At 55.7% G+C, this 20,526-nt stretch carries 22 protein-coding genes and 2 tRNA genes; 18 read left to right on the forward strand and 6 right to left on the reverse strand.

All coding sequences use genetic code 11. The annotated features are described in order from the left end of the window. Window positions 1–14: 14 nt before the first annotated feature. Window positions 15–1,346 (reverse strand): amino-acid N-acetyltransferase, encoded by a 1,332-nt coding sequence (argA, locus tag JKP81_RS15705; RefSeq protein ID WP_200552456.1) that lies wholly within the window; start codon window positions 1,344–1,346, stop codon window positions 15–17. Window positions 1,347–1,572: 226 nt separating this feature from the next. Between argA and amiC the strand changes: the two genes are divergently transcribed. Then, the gene (amiC, locus tag JKP81_RS15710) at window positions 1,573–2,826 is read left to right on the forward strand and encodes an N-acetylmuramoyl-L-alanine amidase AmiC (protein ID WP_200552457.1); all 1,254 of its coding nucleotides are present in this window, start codon (window positions 1,573–1,575) and stop codon (window positions 2,824–2,826) included. Window positions 2,827–2,905: 79 nt separating this feature from the next. On the opposite strand, the gene JKP81_RS15715 is transcribed toward amiC, so the two are convergent. Together JKP81_RS15715 and JKP81_RS15720 are read right to left on the reverse strand one after the other, a co-directional pair. Further along, a tRNA-Met gene (locus tag JKP81_RS15715) sits at window positions 2,906–2,982 on the reverse strand. A 51-nt stretch (window positions 2,983–3,033) separates the two neighbouring features. Further along, window positions 3,034–3,110: transfer RNA gene (locus JKP81_RS15720), tRNA-Met, on the reverse strand. 206 nt (window positions 3,111–3,316) lie between these two features. Between JKP81_RS15720 and mltA the strand changes: the two genes are divergently transcribed. Both mltA and tcdA read left to right on the forward strand, forming a co-directional pair. Then, entirely contained in the window at window positions 3,317–4,423 is a 1,107-nt protein-coding gene (gene mltA / locus JKP81_RS15725) for a murein transglycosylase A (RefSeq protein ID WP_200552458.1), read from the forward strand. A 67-nt stretch (window positions 4,424–4,490) separates the two neighbouring features. Continuing rightward, window positions 4,491–5,303 (forward strand): tRNA cyclic N6-threonylcarbamoyladenosine(37) synthase TcdA, encoded by an 813-nt coding sequence (gene tcdA / locus JKP81_RS15730; RefSeq protein WP_017457699.1) that lies wholly within the window; start codon window positions 4,491–4,493, stop codon window positions 5,301–5,303. Here the strand turns inward: tcdA and csdE are convergent. Both csdE and csdA read right to left on the reverse strand, forming a co-directional pair. Beyond that, window positions 5,288–5,737 (reverse strand): cysteine desulfurase sulfur acceptor subunit CsdE, encoded by a 450-nt coding sequence (csdE, locus tag JKP81_RS15735; protein WP_200552459.1) that lies wholly within the window; start codon window positions 5,735–5,737, stop codon window positions 5,288–5,290. The two genes, tcdA and csdE, sit on opposite strands and share 16 nt — an antisense overlap. Then, on the reverse strand, window positions 5,734–6,942 hold the full coding sequence (csdA, locus tag JKP81_RS15740) for a cysteine desulfurase CsdA (protein ID WP_200552460.1): 1,209 nt from the start codon (window positions 6,940–6,942) through the stop codon (window positions 5,734–5,736). Before csdA ends, csdE begins: the two co-directional genes overlap by 4 nt. A gap of 192 nt (window positions 6,943–7,134) precedes the next feature. On the opposite strand from csdA, the gene JKP81_RS15745 reads away from it, so the two are divergent. From JKP81_RS15745 to rlmM, 4 genes are all read left to right on the forward strand, one after another. Further along, on the forward strand, window positions 7,135–7,362 hold the full coding sequence (locus JKP81_RS15745; RefSeq protein ID WP_017457702.1) for a YgdI/YgdR family lipoprotein: 228 nt from the start codon (window positions 7,135–7,137) through the stop codon (window positions 7,360–7,362). A 351-nt stretch (window positions 7,363–7,713) separates the two neighbouring features. After that, a complete protein-coding gene (gcvA, locus tag JKP81_RS15750) occupies window positions 7,714–8,628 on the forward strand; it encodes a glycine cleavage system transcriptional regulator GcvA (RefSeq protein WP_017457703.1) in 915 nt (304 codons plus the stop codon). 40 nt (window positions 8,629–8,668) lie between these two features. Then, complete coding sequence (locus tag JKP81_RS15755) at window positions 8,669–9,064, forward strand: DUF423 domain-containing protein (RefSeq protein ID WP_020455036.1); 396 nt, start codon at window positions 8,669–8,671, stop codon at window positions 9,062–9,064. Continuing rightward, complete coding sequence (gene rlmM, locus JKP81_RS15760; protein ID WP_200552461.1) at window positions 9,057–10,157, forward strand: 23S rRNA (cytidine(2498)-2'-O)-methyltransferase RlmM; 1,101 nt, start codon at window positions 9,057–9,059, stop codon at window positions 10,155–10,157. The genes JKP81_RS15755 and rlmM overlap by 8 nt, the downstream gene beginning before the upstream one ends. Window positions 10,158–10,269: 112 nt before the next feature. Here the strand turns inward: rlmM and JKP81_RS15765 are convergent, their stop codons facing one another. Then, on the reverse strand, window positions 10,270–11,304 hold the full coding sequence (locus tag JKP81_RS15765; protein WP_200552462.1) for an aminopeptidase: 1,035 nt from the start codon (window positions 11,302–11,304) through the stop codon (window positions 10,270–10,272). Between the two features lie 236 nt (window positions 11,305–11,540). Here JKP81_RS15765 and cysG point away from each other — a divergent pair, with 236 nt between their 5' ends. From cysG to JKP81_RS15820, 11 genes are all read left to right on the forward strand, one after another. Beyond that, complete coding sequence (gene cysG / locus JKP81_RS15770; protein ID WP_200552589.1) at window positions 11,541–12,956, forward strand: siroheme synthase CysG; 1,416 nt, start codon at window positions 11,541–11,543, stop codon at window positions 12,954–12,956. Window positions 12,957–12,965: 9 nt separating this feature from the next. Further along, window positions 12,966–13,874, forward strand: coding sequence for a sulfate adenylyltransferase subunit CysD (gene cysD, locus JKP81_RS15775; RefSeq protein WP_017457708.1), 909 nt, complete (start codon window positions 12,966–12,968; stop codon window positions 13,872–13,874). Window positions 13,875–13,883: 9 nt separating this feature from the next. Continuing rightward, a complete protein-coding gene (gene cysN, locus JKP81_RS15780) occupies window positions 13,884–15,311 on the forward strand; it encodes a sulfate adenylyltransferase subunit CysN (RefSeq protein WP_200552463.1) in 1,428 nt (475 codons plus the stop codon). Then, the gene (gene cysC, locus JKP81_RS15785; RefSeq protein WP_200552464.1) at window positions 15,311–15,916 is read left to right on the forward strand and encodes an adenylyl-sulfate kinase; all 606 of its coding nucleotides are present in this window, start codon (window positions 15,311–15,313) and stop codon (window positions 15,914–15,916) included. The genes cysN and cysC overlap by 1 nt, the downstream gene beginning before the upstream one ends. Before the next feature lie 110 nt (window positions 15,917–16,026). After that, entirely contained in the window at window positions 16,027–16,356 is a 330-nt protein-coding gene (locus JKP81_RS15790) for a DUF3561 family protein (protein WP_200552465.1), read from the forward strand. Between the two features lie 161 nt (window positions 16,357–16,517). Next, complete coding sequence (ftsB, locus tag JKP81_RS15795) at window positions 16,518–16,847, forward strand: cell division protein FtsB (RefSeq protein ID WP_200552466.1); 330 nt, start codon at window positions 16,518–16,520, stop codon at window positions 16,845–16,847. A 19-nt stretch (window positions 16,848–16,866) separates the two neighbouring features. Then, entirely contained in the window at window positions 16,867–17,577 is a 711-nt protein-coding gene (gene ispD / locus JKP81_RS15800) for a 2-C-methyl-D-erythritol 4-phosphate cytidylyltransferase (protein WP_200552467.1), read from the forward strand. Further along, on the forward strand, window positions 17,577–18,056 hold the full coding sequence (ispF, locus tag JKP81_RS15805) for a 2-C-methyl-D-erythritol 2,4-cyclodiphosphate synthase (protein WP_017457714.1): 480 nt from the start codon (window positions 17,577–17,579) through the stop codon (window positions 18,054–18,056). The genes ispD and ispF overlap by 1 nt, the downstream gene beginning before the upstream one ends. After that, the gene (gene truD, locus JKP81_RS15810; protein ID WP_200552468.1) at window positions 18,053–19,102 is read left to right on the forward strand and encodes a tRNA pseudouridine(13) synthase TruD; all 1,050 of its coding nucleotides are present in this window, start codon (window positions 18,053–18,055) and stop codon (window positions 19,100–19,102) included. Before ispF ends, truD begins: the two co-directional genes overlap by 4 nt. Beyond that, entirely contained in the window at window positions 19,083–19,844 is a 762-nt protein-coding gene (gene surE / locus JKP81_RS15815) for a 5'/3'-nucleotidase SurE (protein WP_200552469.1), read from the forward strand. The genes truD and surE overlap by 20 nt, the downstream gene beginning before the upstream one ends. Continuing rightward, on the forward strand, window positions 19,838–20,464 hold the full coding sequence (locus JKP81_RS15820; RefSeq protein WP_017457717.1) for a protein-L-isoaspartate(D-aspartate) O-methyltransferase: 627 nt from the start codon (window positions 19,838–19,840) through the stop codon (window positions 20,462–20,464). Before surE ends, JKP81_RS15820 begins: the two co-directional genes overlap by 7 nt. Window positions 20,465–20,526: the final 62 nt, after the last annotated feature.

The following is a 20,526-nucleotide window of genomic DNA, read 5'->3' on the forward strand; positions in this document are numbered from 1 at the left end:
GCGGGGGCGAAAGCTCAGGTGAGATCGGCCATCAGCACTTTTGACCGGCGCTGGTAGTTGTACATCTCTTTTTTGGTTTCCGGCAGGGAATCAATATCCACTGGCGTGAAACCGCGCTCCTGGAACCAGTGAATGCTGCGGGTCGTCAGCACAAACAGTTTGCTCAGGCCAATCTGTCTTGCCTGTGCCGCAATGCGCTCCAGCAGCACTTCCCCGCGCGATGAGCTGCGGTAATCGGGGTGAACCGCGACACAGGCCATCTCACCGATTTTCTCTTCCGGGAAGGGATAAAGCGCCGCACAGGCGATGGTCAGGTTATCGCGCTCGATAATCGTGAACTTGTCGATCTCCATCTCCAGCTGTTCACGGGAGCGGCGCACAAGGATACCTTGCTGTTCCAGCGGGCGGATAAGTTCCAGGATCCCGCCGATATCGTTGATCGTGGCGCGGCGGATCTGCTCGGCGCTCTCCATGACAATTTGCGTACCGATACCGTCGCGCGAGAAGAGTTCCTGCAACAATGCGCCATCTTCCTGATAACTGATTAAATGGCTGCGGCGCACGCCGCTGCGACAGGCTTTGACCGCGCCACGCAGGAAACGCACGGTACCGGAGTGGTAATCGCCACGTGCTTCCAGCGTCTCGACGCGCGCCTGCGCTTCATTCGGGAACAGCTCAGAAACGATTTCGCCTTCATCATTCATCACACCTTGCGATGAACAAAAGCCGATCATCTTTTCCGCTTTCAGTTTGATCGCAAGCTGAGTGGCAATCTCTTCCGAGGTCAGATTAAAACTTTCGCCAGTGACCGAAACTGCCACCGGCCCCATCAGCACAATCGCGCCACTGGCAAGCTGGCGGTGAATCGCCTCTTCGTCAATGCGACGAATACGGCCGCTGTGACAGTAGTCGACGCCATCATCCACGCCTAACGGTTGCGAGATAATAAAATTGCCGCTGACGACATTAATATGCGCGCCTTGCAGCGGCGTATTGTTGAGGCTCATTGACAAACGTGCGGTGATGTCCAGTTGCAGCAACCCGGCGGCTTGCTTAACCAGTTCGAGCGTTTTAGCGTCGGTAACGCGAGTATGTTTGTGGTAAATCGGCTCATGGTTGTGCTCGGCGAGATTAGCGTCAATCTGTGGACGCGCGCCGTAGACCACCACCAGCCGGATACCCAGGCTATGCAGCAGGCCGATGTCATTGACAATACTGGAAAAGTTTTCATGCTCAATGGCTTCACCGCCGAGCATAATGACAAACGTCTTGCCACGGTGGGCATTAATATAGGGAACGGAGTGGCGAAATCCCTGCACCAGTTCGGTTCTACGCTCTTTTACCACGGCCTGTCCTCAATGCATGATTATTCGTAAATTGTGTATTTTTATTCTTTTCTGCCGTCGCGTGCAAGTGCAAATTTTGTAGTCGTATAACAAATGTTCCTCGCCGCAGCCCGCAGGCAGACATATGTTTACCCTTTAATAGATGACAGTTTATGCATCATTCGTTAAAGTTTTCCGTCAATTTTGACGAATATTATTACGTATATAAAAATTGCTCGGGAGAAGCATGTCGGGAAGTCAATCAGCGCTGAGTCGCCGCAGGTTTTTAAAAGGCGCGGGGGCCATGTGGTTATTAAGCGTGAGCCAAATTGGTTTGGCTGCAGTCAGCCAGGTGGTGGCGGTTCGCGTCTGGCCAGCGTCAAGCTATACGCGCGTGACGGTGGAATCGAACCATGTCGTCAAATATAAGCAGTTCGCGTTGAGTAACCCCGACCGGCTGGTGGTGGATCTTGAAGGTGTGCATCTTAACTCGGTGTTAAAAGGCATGGGCGCGCAGATCCGTGGCGACGATCCTTATATCAAATCCGCGCGGGTAGGGCAGTTCGATCCGCAGACCGTGCGCATGGTGTTTGAACTGAAACAGGACGTGAAGCCGCAGCTGTTTGCACTGGCGCCGGTGGCCGGTTTTAAAGAGCGTCTGGTGATGGATCTCTACCCGGCGAATGCGAAAGATGTGCAGGATCCGCTGCTGGCGCTGCTTGAAGAGTACAACAAAGGCGATCTTGAGCAGCAGGTACCGCCCGCAGAGAGCGGCCCGAAACCGGGGAGAGCCGGACGTGACAGGCCAATTGTGATCATGCTCGATCCCGGTCACGGCGGTGAAGATCCGGGGGCGACGGGAAAATATCGCACCCGGGAAAAAGATGTGGTGCTGCAAATCGCGCGTCGGCTGCATGCGCTGATCGAGAAAGAGAGCAATATGAAAGCCTATATGACGCGCAACGAGGATGTGTTTATTCCGTTGAAAGTGCGCGTTGCTAAGGCGCAAAAACAGCGCGCTGACCTGTTTGTGTCGATTCACGCTGATGCTTTCAGCAGCCGACAGCCAAGCGGTTCTTCCGTTTTTGCCCTGTCGACCAAAGGGGCGACCAGTACCGCCGCGAAATACCTTGCGGAAACGCAGAACGCGTCGGACTTAATCGGTGGGGTGAGCAAAAGCGGCGATCGCTATCTGGATCACACCATGTTCGATATGGTGCAGTCGTTAACCATTAACGACAGCTTGAAGTTTGGCAAAGCGGTGCTCAACAAGCTTGGTAATATCAACAACCTGCATAAAAATCAGGTTGAGCAGGCTGGCTTCGCAGTGCTGAAAGCGCCGGATATTCCGTCAATTCTGGTGGAAACCGCGTTTATCAGTAACGTGGAAGAGGAGCGTAAGCTGAAGACGGCGAAATTCCAGCAGGAAGTGGCAGAGTCGATTCTGGCAGGGATTAAAGCCTACTTCGCGGATGGCGCGACGCTGGCGAGAAGGGGATAACAGAATGGCGCTGAAAAGCGCCATTTTCTTTTTGCGAACCGCAGAAACAAAAAAACACCTGTTAAGGTGTTTATTGTGTTGGTTGCGGGGGCCGGATTTGAACCGACGACCTTCGGGTTATGAGCCCGACGAGCTACCAGGCTGCTCCACCCCGCGTCCGTCTTGTTTACACTTCCGTCATGTAAACTTTTTTCTTCACATTTTAATTGGTTGCGGGGGCCGGATTTGAACCGACGACCTTCGGGTTATGAGCCCGACGAGCTACCAGGCTGCTCCACCCCGCGTCCGTGGATGCGCACTATACTCTGCAAACTTATTGATGCAACCTTTTTTTTGCCTGGATCGCATAATTGGCGGGATTATGTGTAAAAACAATACAATCCGTTTATTTTTTGCACTAAATTAGCGCCGAGTCGTGCTGGCGCATTTCATTAGCGGGTGGGGTTTGTTATCTTCACCCCGCTCCGGGTTAATCAGAAGATGAGAGATAATGAAAGGACGTTGGGTTAAGTTCGCACTCACAGGCGCAATGGTGGCAATTCTCGCGGCCTGCTCTTCAAAACCGACCGATCGTGGTCAACAGTATAAAGACGGAAAATTTTCCCAGCCTTTTTCCCTGGTCAATCAACCTGACGCCGTAGGTGCGCCAATCAATGCCGGAGACTTCTCCGAGCAGGTTAATCAAATTCGTAGCGCCTCACCGCGCCTCTACGGCAGCCAGAGCGGCGTCTATAACGCGATTCAGTCGTGGCTGATGTCCGGTGGCGATACGCGTAATTTGCGCCAGTTTGGCCTCGACGCCTGGCAAATGGAAGGCACCGACAACTATGGCAACGTGCAATTCACCGGTTATTACACGCCTGTTGTGCAGGCGCGACATACACGCCAGGGCGAGTTTCAGTACCCGATTTACCGTATGCCGTCTAAACGCGGCCGCCTGCCGTCCCGCGCGGAAATCTACGCCGGCGCGCTCAGCGACAGCTATGTGCTGGCGTACAGCAACTCGCTGATGGACAACTTTATTATGGATGTGCAGGGCAGCGGCTATATCGATTTTGGCGACGGCAGCCCGCTTAACTTCTTCAGCTATGCCGGAAAAAATGGTCACGCCTACCGCAGCATCGGCAAAGTGCTGATCGACCGTGGTGAAGTGAAGCGCGAAGATATGTCGATGCAGGCGATTCGCGAATGGGGCGAAAAACACAGCGAAGCGGAAGTTCGCGCGTTGCTGGAAGAGAACGCCTCGTTCGTCTTCTTTAAACCGCAATCCTGGGCGCCGGTAAAAGGTGCCAGCGCGGTGCCGCTGATCGGTCGCGCTTCTGTCGCTTCCGACCGGTCGATTATTCCGCCGGGCACGACGCTGCTGGCGGAAGTGCCGCAGCTTGATAACAAGGGCAAATTCAACGGCAAATATGAACTGCGCCTGATGGTGGCGCTGGATGTCGGTGGCGCAATCAAAGGCCAGCACTTTGATATTTATCAGGGCATTGGCCCGGATGCGGGTCATCGCGCCGGATGGTACAACCATTATGGCCGCGTATGGGTGTTGAAAAACGCCCCCGGAACCGGCGCTGGCGGCGGCGTGTTCAGCGGCTGAGTGTGCTACACTCGCACCCTCTTCCGGCTCCGGAAGAGGGTCTTTCGTTTCATCTTGAGGTTTGTTTATGTCAGCAGTAATCAGTGACGCCTGGCGCCAGCGCTTTGGCGGCACCGCGCGGTTGTATGGTGAAAAAGCGCTGCAGTGGTTTGCCGACGCGCACATCTGTGTGGTGGGCATTGGCGGTGTTGGCTCATGGGCGGCAGAAGCGCTGGCGCGCACCGGCATTGGCGCTATCACGCTGATTGATATGGATGATGTTTGCGTGACGAACACTAACCGGCAAATCCATGCTCTGCGTGAAAATGTGGGGCTGGCGAAAGCCGAGGTGATGGCGGAACGTATTCGCCAGATAAACCCGGAGTGCCTGGTGACGGTGGTCGATGATTTTGTCACTGCCGATAACGTCGCACAGTTAATGAGCCGTGATTACAGCTATGTGATTGACGCGATTGACAGTGTGCGCCCAAAAGCGGCGCTCATTGCTTACTGCCGACGCAATAAGATCCCGCTGGTAACGACCGGCGGCGCGGGTGGGCAGATCGATCCGACACAGATCCAGGTGAGCGATCTGGCGAAAACCATTCAGGATCCGCTGGCGGCGAAACTGCGCGAGCGGTTAAAAAGCGATTTTGGCGTGGTCAAGAACAGCAAAGGCAAGCTGGGCGTGGATTGCGTGTTTTCCACCGAAGCGCTGGTTTATCCGCAGGCGGATGGCTCCGTGTGTGCAATGAAAAGCACGGCGGAAGGGCCAAAACGCATGGATTGCGCTGCCGGTTTCGGCGCGGCGACCATGGTGACCGCGACATTTGGTTTTATCGCGGTCTCCCATGCCCTGAAAAAATTGATGGCGAAAGCGGAACGTCAGGCCAGCGCCTGACGCGCTGCTTCCTGCACGGCGGCGGCCAGCGCCGCCAGCCCCTGGCTACGTGACGCACTTAGCTGGGCGCGTAAGCCCAGCTCATCGAACAGCGCCAGCGGATCGTTTTCCACCAGTGCTTGCGGGTGCTTGCCTTCTACTGCGGTGAGCAGAATTGCCAGCAATCCACGCACGATGCGGCCTTCACTGTCGCCAAAAAAGTGCATTTTTCCGTCCGCGCCGAGCGTGGAACCCAGCCAGACACGGTTTTCGCAGCCGGGAATTTCCCGCGCCTGCGCTTTTAATTCATCTGTTGCGGCGGGTAACTGCTTACCGAGCAGGATCAACTGGCGATACTTCTCTTCCCACTGGTTGAGCGCGCCAAATGTCTGGCGCAGTGTCTCTTCGGTTACCACCGTGCCGAACGGATGTCCGGCAAAAGCTGGGCTGGTCATGCATCCCCCAGAATGTCGAGCGCGCGATCAACAGCGACTATCAGCGCATCAACATCGTGTTGCGTATTATAGGGGGCAAATGAAGCGCGCAGCGTACCACTGACCCCCAGCGCCGCCAACAATGGTTGCGCGCAGTGTTGACCGGCGCGCAGCGCGATACCGTAACCGGCAAGTAGCGTCACCATATCGCTGTGGTGAATACCGTCGAAATCGAAGGCCAACAGGCTGGAATCCTGGCAGCGGAAAGAGCGGAAACCCGGGCGCTGCGCCAGTTGCTCCTCCGCAAGCGTGGCTAAACCTCGGCTGTAGCTCTCCGCCTGGGCGATATCCAGCGTATCCAGCCACTCGAGCGCGGCGCTTAAACCAATCACCCCCGCGACGTTAGGCGTCCCGGCTTCCAGCTTGTACGGCACGGGTTGCGTGGTGAATCCATCAAACGTCACTTCGGTAATCATCTTGCCGCCGCCGAGCCACGGGGTCATTTCATTGAGCAGTTCCGCTTTGCCGTACAGCGCACCGATGCCGTTTGGCCCATATAGCTTGTGGCCGGAGAAGGCGTAAAAATCGATATCCAGACGCTGCACGTTCGCCGGGAAATGCACCACGCCTTGTGCGCCGTCAACCACCACCACCATGCCTGCCGCATGTGCCAGGGTAATGGCACGTTCCAGATCCGGGCAGCCACCGGTGACGTTGGACATCTGTCCGAGCGCCAGGATCCGGCTACGCGGGGTAATTAACTGCAGTAACAGCGCGATATCCGGCAGGTGATCAGCACCCAGCGGTAATTTCACCACTTTTGCGCCGGTCTGCTGCGCGACCATCAGCCATGGCACGAGGTTCGCGTGGTGTTCCGCTTCACTGACGAGGATTTCATCCCCGGCTTGCAGACGCGGGCGGGCGTAGCATTGCGCGACCATATTGATGGCTTCAGTGGTGCCGCGCGTCCAGACGATATTTTTCCCGGACGGCGCGTTAAGGAGGGCAGCAACCTGTTCGCGCGCGGCTTCATAGCGGGCGGTGAGCTGTTGCGCCTGCGCGAACTGGCTGCGATGCACGTTGCCAGCGCTCAGGCTGTAGAACTGTTGCGTGGCATCAATCACGGCTTGCGGCTTCAGGGCGGTAGCGGCGCTGTCGAGATAGACGCCCGCATCGGCAAGCGCCGGAAACTGCGCGCGAAAGTGCGCTGGGTTAAATGCGTTCATGCGATTCCTCATCTAATTCCTCAGATCGTCGCGCAATTTTTCGGTCGTAGCAAGGCAGTTGATAACCATCGGAATTATCTGTTTGTCCTGGCAGAGTTCGGTAAGCAGGTTATGCTGAATAGTGTTAGTTAATCGTTCGAGACTCTTCCATGAAGAGTATTTCACAGCATTAATTGCCAGAAGGAGAAGAAGATGAAAAAGGCTGCCGCAATTATTTCTGCATGTGCTTTTGCTTTTGCCCTGAGCGCCTGTTCCAGCCCGAACTATGCATTACATACCAACGATGGTCGTACGATTATTTCGGAAGGTAAACCGAAAACCGACGATCAGACCGGCATGATCTCTTATAAAGACGCCAACGGTAATGAGCAACAGATCAACCGTACCGACGTCAAAGAGATGGTCGCGCTGGAGAAATAACCCTGATTTCAGGCAAAAAAAAGCACCGCAATCTTGCGGTGCTACATTAATCACTATGGACAGACAGGGTAAATGTACAGGAAGTGAAAAAGGGGTAGCGTCGCTACCGGGGTCTGAATAGCAGACCAAATTGCAAACACAACAACACAACATCACAACCGTAAGCCAAAAGCCCTTCAGAACACGCATTCCAAAAAAAGCTTCTCGTTCCGGCTCAGGAAGTGCCGCCACTATAGGTATTTGCTGGTAGAAGCTCAACGGACAATTTATAATGGCTCAGATAAAAAAAACTAATAGGTTAAACACTGTTTCCTGTTTGTTAAATTGCCTTTACATCTAAGCCTGATAACCATGTCCAAGCGATTACCACCACTGAATGCATTACGTGTTTTTGATGCCGCTGCCCGCCATCTGAGTTTTACTCGTGCCGCCGATGAGCTTTTTGTGACGCAGGCCGCAGTAAGCCACCAAATCAAGTCTCTCGAGGATTTTCTCGGCCTGAAATTGTTCCGTCGACGCAACCGTTCGCTGCTGCTCACCGAAGAAGGTCAGAGTTATTTTCAGGATATCAAAGAGATATTTTCCCAGCTCAATGAGGCTACGCGAAAGCTACAAGCACGCAGTGCAAAAGGCGCGCTCACTGTAAGTTTATTGCCCAGTTTTGCCATTCAATGGCTGGTGCCGAGGCTCTCTAGCTTTAACTCAGCTTATCCGGGAATCGACGTGCGTATCCAGGCGGTTGACCGCGAAGAGGACAAACTGGCGGACGATGTCGACGTGGCGATTTTTTACGGTCGCGGCAACTGGCCTGGCTTGCGTGTGGAAAAATTGTACGCAGAATACTTGCTGCCGGTCTGCTCGCCATTATTACTCACCGGTGATAAAGCATTGAAAAAGCCAGAGGATCTGGCACATCACACCTTGCTGCATGACGCTTCTCGTCGCGACTGGCAAACTTATACGCGCCAGTTAGGTCTTAATCTTAACGTTCAGCAGGGACCTATTTTCAGCCACAGCTCTATGGTGCTGCAGGCTGCCATCCATGGACAGGGGATCGCGCTGGCCAACAATGTAATGGCGCAGTCTGAAATTGAAGCAGGCCGTCTGGTCTGCCCGTTTAATGATGTTCTGGTCAGTAAGAACGCGTTTTATCTGGTTTGTCATGACAGCCAGGCAGAACTGGGTAAAATAGCCGCCTTTCGTCAGTGGATCCTGGCAAAGGCGGCCAGCGAACAGGAAAAGTTCCGTTTCCGTTACGAACAATAATTCGCGCGCGTACGGCGCGTATGACTTTTAGGGTACTCACATGACCAGCCGTTTTATGCTGATTTTTGCCGCGGTAAGCGGTTTTGTGTTTGTCGCGCTGGGGGCTTTCGGCGCGCACGTGTTACGTAAATCTTTGGGCGTGGTGGAGATGAGTTGGATCCAGACCGGGCTCGAATATCAGGCGTTCCACACGCTCGCGGTGCTTGGGCTTGCGGTGGCGATGCAGCGCCGCATCAGCATCTGGTTTTACTGGAGCAGCGTTTTTTTGGCGTTCGGCACCGTGTTGTTTAGCGGCAGCCTTTATTGCCTGGCGCTCTCGCATTTACGCTTGTGGGCGTTTGTTACGCCGGTCGGTGGCGTCTGTTTTCTCATCGGCTGGGCATTAATGTTAGTTGGCGCAATTCGTCTGAAACGTAGGGGCGTTGTTCATGAATAAAGTGGTGTTGTTGTGCCGCCCGGGTTTTGAGAAAGAGTGCGCAGCAGAAATTACCGATAAAGCCGGTCGCCTTGAGGTGTTCGGTTTCGCGCGTGTGAAAGAGAACGCGGGTTATGTTGTTTTTGAGTGCTATCAGGAAAACGACGCCGACAAACTGGCGCGCGAGCTGCCATTCAGTTCGCTGATTTTTGCTCGCCAGATGTTTGTCGTGGGCGAGCTGCTGCGCGACTTACCGCAGGAAGATCGCATTACGCCGATCGTCGGCATGTTGCAGGGCGTCGTGGATAAAGGCGGCGATTTGCGTGTCGAAGTGGCCGATACCAACGAAAGTAAAGAGCTGATGAAGTTCTGCCGCAAGTTTACCGTTCCGCTGCGCAGTGCGCTGCGGGAAGCGGGCATCCTGGCGCGTAGCGATTCAGTGAAGCGCCCGGTCGTTCACGTGTTCTTTATTGCGCCGGGCTGTTGCTACACCGGTTATTCGTACTCCTATAACAACTCGCCGTTCTATATGGGCATCCCGCGTCTGAAGTTCCCGTCCGATGCGCCAAGCCGTTCAACGTTGAAACTGGAAGAGGCGTTCCACGTCTTTATTCCGGCAGACGAGTGGGACGAACGCCTGGCAAATGGTATGTACGCGGTGGATCTCGGTGCGTGTCCGGGTGGCTGGACCTATCAGCTAGTGAAACGCAACATGTGGGTAGCGTCAGTGGATAACGGTCCGATGGCGCAAAGCCTGATGGATACCGGCCAGGTGACCTGGCTGCGTGAAGATGGTTTCCGCTATCGCCCGAACCGCAATAACATCTCATGGATGGTGTGCGACATGGTGGAGAAACCGGCGAAAGTCGCCGCGCTGATGGCGCAATGGCTGACTAATGGCTGGTGCCGGGAAACCATTTTCAACCTCAAGCTGCCAATGAAAAAGCGCTACGAAGAGGTGTCGAACAACCTGGCGTATATTCAGGCGCAGCTGGATGAACATAACATCGCCGCACAGATTCAGGCGCGTCAGCTGTATCATGACCGTGAAGAAGTGACGGTGCATGTGCGCAGAATGTGGGCTGCTGTAGGTGGGCGTCGTGACGAGCGCTAGCCGTCGGTTCACCACGCTCTAATGCACCCTGTGCGCAAAAGCCTTTTCGTTTCGGTTTTTGCGCACGGGGTGGGAGCGGGAAATCTGCAAGATAACGCCAGCTTTGCTGGCGTTAATTTTTGGTGGTTTTCGCCAGTTCGCTCACCAGCGGCAGCATGATTCGCACCACGTCGCGGCTGCGGCGCTCAATGCGCCCCGGTAACGCCTGGTCGATATACTGCTGATTATCCAGCCGGGGATTATGGTGGCTGACGCCTTCCGGGAAAGTTTTCGATTTAGCGCGCTGCTGGTTGCCGTCTTTCAGACCCAGCGACCAGTTTGTCGCTTCCACCGACAACACCGGAATAGAGGCCTGATCAAACACCTGCGCATCATTAGCGCTGTGGTTGCTTTTGGTGGCTGTGACCGGGGCGCTCAGCGCCTGAATGCCGTGCGAACGGGCAATGGCCAGTGCCCGATCCCGCGTCAGTTTGCGCACTGAAGCCGGGGTGTTTTTCCCGCTGCTAAAGTAGAGCTTGTCGCCGACGATCAGGTTATTCATATTGATCACCAGCAGCGTGTTTTTGCGCTCTTTTTCGCTCATTCGTGCAAGATAACTCTCTGCGCCAAGCTGGCCTTCCTCTTCGCCGCTGGTGGCGACAAAACGAATACCGTATTGCGTTGGCGTCTGCTTCAGCGCTTGCGCCAGTTCCAGCATCACGCCTACAGCCGCCGCGTTATCATCTATACCCTGCAGCGTTAAACCGCCGAGGTTGTTGTCGACATCCGCATCGCTGCGCGGTGCGTAGGTATCGAGGTGCGCCATAATAATGATCTGCTGCGGCAGTTTGCCTTCATGCGCGGCAATCACCGTGCTGCCGGTAACGTTTTGCCAGTTCTGCTGGTTATCTTTCGCCGTATAGCGGTAACGGGTTTTGAATTTACGGATATCGCTCTGGTAGCCCATTTGTTCAAATTGTTGCTGAACGTAATCCGCAGAGAGCATTTCAGCGGGGGTGCCGGTCATTCGTCCCGGGAACAGGGTGGCAATGTGACGAGCCTGCTCAGTTGCAAAGTCGCCGGGTTGAGCGGTGCGGGCAGAAACCGGGAGGATAAAGCATACGCCGAGCGCCAGGGCAGCGGTACGGAGGCGCAATGCGGAAAACATAGGGAGTCCTTTAAGCAGCAGAATTTTTACCGCGCTTAGTATGAAACTGTGACCCGCTTTACACAATTTCATTTCTTCTTAACCTTCCGAAAATGTTGATGTTAAGCACTTTTTGATATTTGCTTTGCACAAGCGTTATTCCTTTGCGGAACTACTCATTCCAATTCGTAATTTCATTCGTTCTAAACCGCCCCCTATAGTCCCTCTATTGCTGGCCTTGAGTGAGTTACTGCGTTGTGGATTACCTGCCGTTATTTGCTGCTGTAAAAGACCGCCCCGTTTTAGTGATTGGCGGCGGCGAAATCGCCGCGCGCAAAATCGCTTTTTTGCGTCGGGCTGGCGCACATGTGCAAGTGGTAGCGCAACGGCTGGAACCGCAGTTGCAGCAACTTGCCGATGCGCGCTCCATTCACTGGCTGGCTACCGAGTTTGACGAATCACAGCTGGACGCGGTTTTCCTGGTGATTGCCGCGACCAACGATTCAGCACTGAATCGCCAGGTGTTCGACGCCGCCAATGCGCGTCACCGTCTGGTGAATGTGGTGGATGACCAACCGCTGTGCTCCTTTATTTTCCCGTCGATTGTGGATCGTTCGCCGTTACTGGTGGCTATCTCTTCCGGCGGTAACGCGCCGGTGCTGGCGCGGTTACTGCGTGAAAAGATAGAAGCGCTGCTGCCGGGAAATCTCGGACGCATGGCAGAAGTTGCCGGGCGCTGGCGGACGCGCATCAAGGCGTTTCGTCGTACTACCGATGAGCGGCGTCGTTTTTGGGAAACGGCTTTTCGCGGGCGTTTTGCCAGCCTGATGGCGGCGGGCGACGAACCGGCAGCGGAAAAAGCGCTGGAAGCAGAGTTAGCGCAACCGGGTTCCGGGGGCGGTGAAATCATTCTTGTTGGTGCCGGGCCAGGCGATGCCGGATTGCTGACGTTGCGGGGTTTGCAGGTTATCCAGCAGGCAGACGTCGTGTTTTATGACCACCTCGTGAGCGATGCGGTGCTGGAACTGGTGCGGCGAGATGCAGAAAAAATCTGCGTCGGTAAACGTGCCGGTTCGCACGCTGTCGCGCAGCATGATACCAACCGCATGTTGGTGGACGCGGCGCGCGAGGGAAAAACGGTGGTGCGTCTGAAAGGTGGCGATCCGTTTATCTTTGGACGCGGCGGCGAAGAGCTACAGGCGGCGGCTGAGGCGGGTATTCCCTTCCAGGTGGTGCCGGGCGTTACGGCAGCATCGGGTGCGACAGCCTATGCAGGCATCCCGCTGACGCACCGGGATTTTGCCCAGAGCGTTACGTTTGTAACCGGCCATTATAAAGCCGACAGCGCGCCGTTTGACTGGTCGCAACTGGCGCAGAGCCGCCAGACGCTGGCGATTTATATGGGCACGATGAAGGCGGCTGAAATCAGCGAACAGCTGATTGCCCACGGGCGTGACGAAACAACGCCGGTGGCGGTGATTTCCCGCGGTACGCGCGTGGATCAACACGTTGCTACCGGCACATTAGAACAACTTGAGGAACTGGCGAAAGCCGCCCCGATGCCTGCCCTGCTGGTGGTAGGCGAGGTGGTTGGGTTGCATCGCGAACTCGCCTGGTTCCGGCATACGACAGCGACGGAGGCGTTCGACGCCTCCGTGATTAATCTGGCTTAAGGAATGGTTATGGATCAAAAACGACTCACTCACCTGCGACAACTGGAGGCGGAAAGCATCCATATTATCCGCGAAGTGGCCGCCGAATTTTCCAACCCGGTGATGATGTACTCCATCGGCAAAGATTCCAGTGTGATGCTGCATCTGGCACGCAAAGCCTTCTACCCAGGTACGCTCCCGTTCCCGCTGCTGCATGTGGATACCGGCTGGAAATTCCGTGAGATGTACGAATTCCGTGACCGTACCGCAAAAGCCTATGGCTGCGAACTGCTGGTGCATAAAAACCCGGAAGGGGTGGCGATGGGCATTAACCCTTTCGTACACGGCAGCGCCAAACACACCGATATCATGAAAACCGAAGGGCTGAAGCAGGCGCTGAACAAGTACGGTTTTGATGCGGCGTTTGGCGGCGCACGTCGTGACGAAGAGAAATCGCGCGCCAAAGAGCGCATTTACTCCTTCCGCGACCGTTTCCACCGCTGGGATCCGAAAAACCAGCGCCCGGAGCTATGGCATAACTACAACGGCCAGATCAACAAAGGCGAAAGTATTCGCGTGTTCCCGCTTTCTAACTGGACCGAGCTGGATATCTGGCAATATATCTTCCTGGAAAATATCGACATTGTTCCGTTGTACCTGGCGGCGGAACGCCCGGTGCTTGAGCGCGACGGCATGCTGATGATGATCGACGATGACCGGATCGATCTGCAGCCCGGTGAAGTGATCGAAAAACGGATGGTGCGTTTCCGTACGCTTGGCTGCTGGCCGCTGACCGGCGCGGTGGAATCAAACGCGCAAACGCTGCCGGAGATTATCGAAGAGATGCTGGTTTCCACGACCAGTGAACGTCAGGGGCGCGTTATTGACCGCGACCAGGCCGGCTCCATGGAGCTGAAAAAACGTCAGGGATACTTCTAAGGAGCCGCCATGAACACCACGATTGCACAACAGATTGCCAATGAAGGCGGCGTCGAAGCATATCTTCATGCCCAGCAGCACAAAAGCCTGCTGCGCTTTTTAACCTGCGGCAGCGTCGATGATGGCAAAAGTACACTGATTGGCCGTCTGCTGCACGATACCCGCCAGATCTACGAAGATCAGCTCTCCACGCTGCACAACGACAGCAAACGTCACGGCACGCAGGGTGAAAAACTCGATCTCGCGCTGCTGGTAGATGGCCTGCAAGCGGAGCGCGAACAGGGCATTACCATTGATGTGGCGTACCGCTATTTCTCTACCGAAAAACGCAAATTTATCATCGCCGATACGCCGGGGCATGAGCAGTACACCCGTAATATGGCGACCGGCGCGTCAACCTGCGATCTGGCGATCTTGCTGATCGACGCGCGCAAAGGCGTGCTGGATCAAACGCGCCGCCACAGCTTTATCTCCACGCTGCTCGGCATTAAACACCTGGTGGTTGCCGTCAATAAAATGGACCTGGTGGACTTCAGCGAAGAGACATTCGACAACATTCGTCAGGATTACCTGACTTTTGCCGGGCAACTGCCAGGCAACCTCGATATCCGCTTTGTGCCGCTGTCGGCGCTGGAAGGGGATAACGTCGCCAGCCAGAGCGCGAAAATGCCGTGGTACAGCGGCCCGACACTGCTGGAAGTGCTGGAAACCGTAGAAATCCAGCGTGTGGTGGATACGCAGCCGATGCGCTTCCCGGTGCAGTATGTGAACCGCCCAAACCTCGATTTCCGTGGTTTCTCCGGTACGCTCGCCTCCGGCGTGGTGAAAGTCGGCCAGCGCATCAAAGTGCTGCCGTCTGGCGTCGAGTCGACCATCGCCCGCATCGTAACGTTTGACGGTGATTTACAGGAAGCCGCAGCGGATGAAGCGATTACGCTGGTGCTAAAAGATGAGATCGATATCAGCCGTGGCGACTTGATTCTGGATGCGCAGGAAACGCTGCCTGCGGTGCAGGGCGCATCGCTGGATGTGGTGTGGATGGCGGAACAGCCGCTGCAACCGGGTCAGAGTTATGACATCAAAGTGGCAGGCAAAAAAACGCGCGCCCGTGTTGATGGCATTTACTACCAGGTGGACATCAACAATCTGACGCAGCGCCAGGTAGAAACGTTGCCGCTTAACGGTATTGGGCTGGTGGATCTGACGTTTGATGAACCGCTGACGCTGGATGCTTATCAGCAGAACCCGGTGACCGGCGGCATTATCTTTATCGACCGCCTGAGTAACGTGACCGTTGGCGCAGGAATGGTGCGTGATGTTCATGTTCAGAAACAGGCCAGCACATCCGAGTTCAGCGCGTTCGAACTGGAACTGAATCAGCTTATTCGTAAGCACTTCCCGCACTGGGGCGCACGCGATCTGCTGGGAGGCAAGTGATGGCGCAGCATGACGAAAATGTCGTCTGGCACGCGCATCCGGTAACGCCTGATGCGCGCGAGCAACTTCATGGTCACCGTGGGGTTGTGCTGTGGTTTACCGGCCTTTCCGGTTCGGGAAAATCGACCGTCGCGGGGGCGCTGGAAGAGGCGCTGCACCGCGCGGGCGTCAGCACCTATTTGCTGGATGGCGACAATGTGCGCCACGGGCTGTGCAGCGATTTAGGCTTTAGCGACGCCGATCGCAAAGAGAATATCCGCCGCGTGGGCGAAGTGGCCAAATTGATGGTTGAAGCCGGTCTGGTCGTACTCACCGCGTTTATCTCGCCGCACCGCGCCGAACGGCAAATGGTGCGCGAGCGCCTGGGAGAAGGGCGGTTTATCGAGGTGTTTGTTGATACGCCGCTGGAGATCTGCGAAGCGCGCGATCCTAAGGGGTTGTACAAGAAAGCGCGCGCGGGTGAACTTCGCAACTTCACTGGCATCGATTCAGTTTACGAAGCGCCACAATCCCCGGAAGTACACCTGGACGGCGAACAATTGGTAACAAATTTGGTCAGCCAATTATTAGACCTCCTCCGGCAGGGCGATATTATCAGATCCTGAGACGGTACTGGCGATACACGCCATCTTCAGGTTTCACGGCGTTGATGTTTGTGCCGCCTGAATGAGGGTGTGTATTTCCGTTACCGGTCGTACAGGCAACAGGATCAGATATGCGCAACAGTCAGAACATCACCATTCCACGGTCGCAGTCGTTGACGACCACCACCGATGAAGCCACCACATGGTCGTTCCCTGGAGCGGTTGTGGGCTTTGTCGCATGGCTGCTGGCGCTCGGCATCCCGTTCATGATTTACGGCTCCAATACGCTATTTTTCTTTCTATACACCTGGCCTTTTTTTCTCGCCCTGATGCCCGTATCCGTTGTGGTCGGCATTGCGCTGCATTCGCTCCTCGATGGCAAGCTGGTTTACAGCAGCGTGGCGACACTGTTGACGGTGATCGCCATGTTCGGCGTGCTGTTTATGTGGCTGATGGGGTAACGCAATCCCTGCGTCAAACCGTAACGCTCATTAAGGCAATGTGTCCGGCTACGGATCGACAGACATTTATGGTAAAGTCTGGCGCTTGTGCGGCATCACCCGGCTGGAGTGGAGTCTGACGGAAAGTTATGGGATGATGATGCCGTTTTTCAGGGGGCAGGATGGGTAAACTAACGCTGCTATTGCTGGCTTTGCTGGTCTGGCTACAGTATTCGCTGTGGTTCGGCAAGAATGGTCTGCATGATTACGGCCGCGTCAGCGAAGATGTGGCGGCACAGCAGGCGACAAACGCCAAATTAAAATCGCGTAACGATCAGCTTTTCGCCGAAATTGACGATCTCAATGGCGGTCAGGAAGCGATTGAGGAACGCGCTCGCAACGAATTAACGATGACGAAGCCGGGCGAAACATTTTATCGTCTGGTGCCGGACGCCTCAAAGCGCGCGTCGGGCTCAGCGCAAAACACACAAAATACGCAGAACAGACCTTAAATAATCCCGGACTCACGACATGTCAGCAATGATCCCGGACGTCTGTGCCGTGGTGCCGGCCGCCGGATTTGGCCGCCGCATGCAAACGGAATGTCCTAAGCAGTATCTCTCCATCGGTGATAAAACCATTCTTGAGCACGCGGTCGCCGCGTTGCTCGCCCATCCGCGCGTTAGTCGCGTGATTATCGCGGTCAGCCCTGGCGATGAACGTTTCTCGCAATTACCCCTTGCCAGCCATCCGCAAATCACCGTGGTAAACGGTGGCGCAGAGCGTGCGGATTCTGTGCTGGCGGGCCTGAAGGCCGCCTCGGGCGCGCAGTGGGTACTGGTGCACGATGCCGCGCGGCCGTGTCTGCATCAGGATGATTTGAACCGCCTGCTGGCGCTGAGTGAAACCAGTCGCGTGGGCGGAATTCTTGCCGCCCCGGTGCGCGACACCATGAAGCGCGCCGAACCCGGTAAAACCGCGATTGCTCACACCGTTGAGCGCAACGACTTATGGCATGCGCTAACGCCACAGTTTTTCCCGCTGCCGTTGCTGCACGATTGCCTGACCCGCGCGCTGAATGAAGGCGCTGTCATTACTGATGAAGCCTCAGCGCTGGAGTATTGTGGTTTTCACCCGGAGCTGGTCGCCGGACGCGCGGATAATATTAAAGTCACCCGACCCGAAGATTTACGACTTGCAGAATTCTACTTGACCCATGCAGACCTCCAGGAGAAAGCATAATGCGCATTGGACACGGTTTTGACGTACACGCCTTTGGAGGCGTTGGCCCGATTATCATTGGCGGTGTGCGCATTCCCTTCGAAAAAGGCCTGCTGGCTCACTCCGATGGTGATGTTGCGCTGCATGCGTTGACAGACGCGCTGCTCGGCGCGGCGGCGCTCGGCGATATCGGCAAATTGTTCCCGGACACCGATCCAGCCTTCAAAGGCGCGGATAGCCGCGAGCTGCTGCGTGAAGCCTGGCGGCGTATTCAGGCGAAAGGCTATACGCTTGGCAACGTCGATGTCACCATCATCGCCCAGGCACCGAAAATGTTGCCGCATATTCCGCAGATGCGCGTATTTATCGCTGAAGATCTCGGCTGCCATATGGATGATGTCAACGTCAAAGCCACCACCACCGAGAAACTCGGCTTTACCGGTCGCGGCGAAGGCATCGCCTGTGAAGCGGTGGCGCTATTGGTGAAGGCGGCGAAATGACTGATTTTGATAACCTGACATTTTTGCATGGCAAACCGGTGGCAAGCGGCGTTCTAAAAGCCAATCCGGAAGATTTCATGGTGGTGGAAGATCTTGGCTTTGAGCCTGATGGCGAAGGCGAGCATATTCTGGTGCGCATCCTGAAAAATGGCTGCAATACGCGTTTTGTGGCCGATGCGCTGGCCAAATTCCTTAAAATCCACGCGCGTGAAGTGAGCTTTGCCGGGCAAAAAGATAAACACGCAGTCACTGAGCAGTGGCTGTGTGCCCGCGTACCGGGTAACGCGATGCCCGATCTCAGCGCCTTTCAGCTTGAAGGCTGCAAAGTGCTGGAGTATGCCCGTCACAAGCGCAAGCTGCGCCTCGGTGCGCTGCAAGGCAATGCGTTTACGCTGGTACTGCGCGAAGTTAGCGACCGTGCGGATGTTGACGCGCGTTTGCAGGCCATCACGGAGAAAGGTGTTCCGAATTATTTCGGCGCTCAGCGCTTTGGCATCGGCGGCAGCAACCTGCAAGGCGCGCTTCGCTGGGCGCAGAGCGATGCGCCGGTGCGCGATCGTAACAAGCGCAGTTTTTGGTTGTCGGCGGCGCGTAGCGCGTTGTTTAATCAAATCGTCAGTGAGCGGTTGAAAAAAACAGACTTTAATCAAGTTGTTGACGGTGATGCGCTACAATTAGCGGGGCGCGGCAGCTGGTTTGTTGCAACGTGTGAAGAGCAGGCGGAACTGCAAACGCGCGTTGAGGCGAAAGCGCTGATGATTACCGCGTCGCTGCCAGGCAGCGGTGAGTGGGGCACACAGCGTGACGCGCTGGCGTTTGAACGACAGGCGGTTGCTGATACGCCGGATCTACAGGCGCTGCTGGTGCGGGAGAAAGTCGAAGCCGCGCGCCGCGCGATGCTGCTCTACCCGCAAAAATTAAGCTGGAACTGGTGGGATGACGTCACCGTCGAATTACGGTTCTGGCTTCCGGCGGGCAGTTTTGCCACCAGTGTCGTCAGGGAACTTATCAACACATCGGGTGATTATGCGAATATTGCTGAGTAACGATGACGGGATCCACGCGCCGGGTATCCAGACGCTGGCAAAGGCTCTTAGAGAGTTTGCCGACGTTCAGGTCGTCGCTCCCGATCGTAACCGCAGCGGTGCGTCTAATTCGCTGACGCTTGAATCCTCGCTTCGTACTTTTACCTTTGAAAACGGCGATATCGCCGTCCAAATGGGCACGCCGACCGATTGCGTTTATCTGGGCGTTAATGCGCTGATGCGTCCGCGCCCGGATGTGGTGGTGTCTGGCATTAATGCCGGGCCGAACCTTGGCGATGATGTCATTTACTCCGGTACGGTTGCCGCCGCGATGGAGGGGCGCCACCTGGGATTCCCCGCGCTGGCGGTGTCGCTTAACGGGCACACGCATTATGACACCGCCGCGGCGGTCACCTGTTCCATCTTACGTGCGTTAAGCCGCGAACCGCTGCGAACCGGCCGTATTTTGAATATTAACGTCCCGGATCTGCCGCTGGATGAGATCAAAGGCATTCGCGTTACGCGTTGTGGTAGCCGCCATCCGGCGGATCAGGTAATTCCACAGCAAGATCCGCGCGGTAACACGCTCTACTGGATTGGCCCGCCTGGTGAGAAATGCGATGCCGGGCCGGACACCGATTTCGCCGCCGTTGATGAAGGTTATGTTTCCGTGACGCCGCTGCATGTGGATTTAACCGCTTACAGCGCGCATGATGTGGTGTCGGGTTGGTTGGATCGTGCCGGGGTGAACAGGCAATGGTAAGCAAACGCGTACAAGATCTTCTCAATCAATTACGCGCGCAGGGCATTAAAAACGAGCAGGTGCTTGAGGCGTTGTCACAAGTGCCGCGCGAGAAATTTATCGACGAGGCGTTTGAACACAAAGCGTGGGATAACGTCGCGTTACCTATTGGTCAAGGGCAAACCATTTCGCAGCCTTATATGGTGGCGCGAATGACCGAGCTACTGGAACTGACGCCGGCCTCGCGGGTGCTGGAAATTGGCACCGGTTCGGGGTATCAGACCGCAATTCTGGCGCGCCTGGTGCATCATGTTTGCTCGGTTGAACGCATCAAAGGGTTGCAATGGCAGGCGCGTCGCCGCCTGAAGCAGCTTGATTTACATAATGTTTCTACTCGTCATGGTGATGGCTGGCAGGGATGGCAGGCTCGTGCGCCGTTTGACGCCATTATCGTGACCGCTGCACCGCCGGAAATCCCGGCTGCGCTGATGTCGCAGCTTGATGACGGCGGTATTCTCGTTTTGCCCGTGGGCGATGAACTCCAGCATTTGAAGCGGGTTCGTCGGCGGGGAAGCGAATTCATTATTGATACCGTTGAAGCCGTACGCTTTGTTCCGCTGGTGAAAGGCGAACTGGCCTGAGAAACAGAGTTTTCCTGGGTTTTTCAGGCGATAACAGCGTATGGTGAGCACATTTGCCGTAA

The sequence above is a fragment of the Kosakonia sp. LAM2021 genome (assembly GCF_016620385.1).
GTDB classification, from domain to species: Bacteria; Pseudomonadota; Gammaproteobacteria; order Enterobacterales; family Enterobacteriaceae; genus Kosakonia; species Kosakonia sacchari.

What these genes read in the sequence shown, in the direction of transcription:
- JKP81_RS15755 (WP_020455036.1), top strand. Translation starts at nt 8,669, where the DNA reads ATGACCAGCCGTTTTATGCTGATTTTTGCCGCGGTAAGCGGTTTTGTG.
- rlmM (WP_200552461.1), top strand. Translation starts at nt 9,057, where the DNA reads ATGAATAAAGTGGTGTTGTTGTGCCGCCCGGGTTTTGAGAAAGAGTGC.
- JKP81_RS15765 (WP_200552462.1), bottom strand. Translation starts at nt 11,304, where the DNA reads ATGTTTTCCGCATTGCGCCTCCGTACCGCTGCCCTGGCGCTCGGCGTA.
- mltA (WP_200552458.1), top strand. Translation starts at nt 3,317, where the DNA reads ATGAAAGGACGTTGGGTTAAGTTCGCACTCACAGGCGCAATGGTGGCA.
- JKP81_RS15820 (WP_017457717.1), top strand. Translation starts at nt 19,838, where the DNA reads ATGGTAAGCAAACGCGTACAAGATCTTCTCAATCAATTACGCGCGCAG.
- truD (WP_200552468.1), top strand. Translation starts at nt 18,053, where the DNA reads ATGACTGATTTTGATAACCTGACATTTTTGCATGGCAAACCGGTGGCA.
- csdE (WP_200552459.1), bottom strand. Translation starts at nt 5,737, where the DNA reads ATGACCAGCCCAGCTTTTGCCGGACATCCGTTCGGCACGGTGGTAACC.
- ispD (WP_200552467.1), top strand. Translation starts at nt 16,867, where the DNA reads ATGTCAGCAATGATCCCGGACGTCTGTGCCGTGGTGCCGGCCGCCGGA.
- csdA (WP_200552460.1), bottom strand. Translation starts at nt 6,942, where the DNA reads ATGAACGCATTTAACCCAGCGCACTTTCGCGCGCAGTTTCCGGCGCTT.
- ispF (WP_017457714.1), top strand. Translation starts at nt 17,577, where the DNA reads ATGCGCATTGGACACGGTTTTGACGTACACGCCTTTGGAGGCGTTGGC.
- JKP81_RS15745 (WP_017457702.1), top strand. Translation starts at nt 7,135, where the DNA reads ATGAAAAAGGCTGCCGCAATTATTTCTGCATGTGCTTTTGCTTTTGCC.
- surE (WP_200552469.1), top strand. Translation starts at nt 19,083, where the DNA reads ATGCGAATATTGCTGAGTAACGATGACGGGATCCACGCGCCGGGTATC.
- cysD (WP_017457708.1), top strand. Translation starts at nt 12,966, where the DNA reads ATGGATCAAAAACGACTCACTCACCTGCGACAACTGGAGGCGGAAAGC.
- tcdA (WP_017457699.1), top strand. Translation starts at nt 4,491, where the DNA reads ATGTCAGCAGTAATCAGTGACGCCTGGCGCCAGCGCTTTGGCGGCACC.
- amiC (WP_200552457.1), top strand. Translation starts at nt 1,573, where the DNA reads ATGTCGGGAAGTCAATCAGCGCTGAGTCGCCGCAGGTTTTTAAAAGGC.
- cysN (WP_200552463.1), top strand. Translation starts at nt 13,884, where the DNA reads ATGAACACCACGATTGCACAACAGATTGCCAATGAAGGCGGCGTCGAA.
- cysC (WP_200552464.1), top strand. Translation starts at nt 15,311, where the DNA reads ATGGCGCAGCATGACGAAAATGTCGTCTGGCACGCGCATCCGGTAACG.
- ftsB (WP_200552466.1), top strand. Translation starts at nt 16,518, where the DNA reads ATGGGTAAACTAACGCTGCTATTGCTGGCTTTGCTGGTCTGGCTACAG.
- JKP81_RS15790 (WP_200552465.1), top strand. Translation starts at nt 16,027, where the DNA reads ATGCGCAACAGTCAGAACATCACCATTCCACGGTCGCAGTCGTTGACG.
- gcvA (WP_017457703.1), top strand. Translation starts at nt 7,714, where the DNA reads ATGTCCAAGCGATTACCACCACTGAATGCATTACGTGTTTTTGATGCC.